This is a genomic window from Peribacillus sp. P4_C12, from assembly GCF_056402095.1.
The window spans coordinates 1-604 of record NZ_JBFUIB010001154.1 but is presented as its reverse complement, the minus strand read 5'-3'; the positions used below and the strand labels follow the sequence as shown (position 1 = coordinate 604).

1 protein-coding gene is annotated in these 604 nt (G+C 31.5%); it reads left to right on the top strand.

The annotated features are described in order from the left end of the window. Nucleotides 1–285 precede the first annotated feature (285 nt). The coding region (locus AC1DUW_RS31895) for a nitric oxide synthase oxygenase (protein ID WP_477644588.1) at nucleotides 286–604 on the top strand (319 nt) is incomplete at its 3' end.

Genomic DNA, 604 nt, shown 5'->3' with positions numbered 1-604 from the left:
GTATTATTCATCATATCACCCCATTATTATATATTATAATGCATTTACCTCTTCTGTAACAACTTTACCGAATATTATTTAGTTACTAGAGCCGTTTTAGTATAAAAAATATATTAGCTTACTTAAGGTATAATATAAGGTGTTAGAAAATATTTTCGCCTCGAAAATGCCACATTTTAAAAGAAATGGTCATTCAAAAAGAAGTTCCTTTAGAGATAAAATGAGAAATATGGTACTTTATTAGTGAACTAAAAGTTTGTGTAAATGGAAGGATTCGTGGGATAGATGAGTGATTTACTGCAAGAGGCCGTATCCTTTATCAGGAAATGCTATTCAGAATTAGTAAAAACAGAAGAAGAAACGAATAGTAGAATTGAACATATTAAAAAGGAAATTATAGATACAGGTAGATATGAACATACATTAGAAGAATTAGAACATGGTGCTAAATTAGCATGGCGTAATAGCAATCGCTGCATTGGTCGCTTTTTTTGGGAGTCGTTGAGAGTGATTGATAAAAGGATGCTTCAAAGCGAAGAAGATATTTTTTCCGCTCTTTTTGAACATATTGGTTACGCTACGAATAATGGAAACATCAGACCTG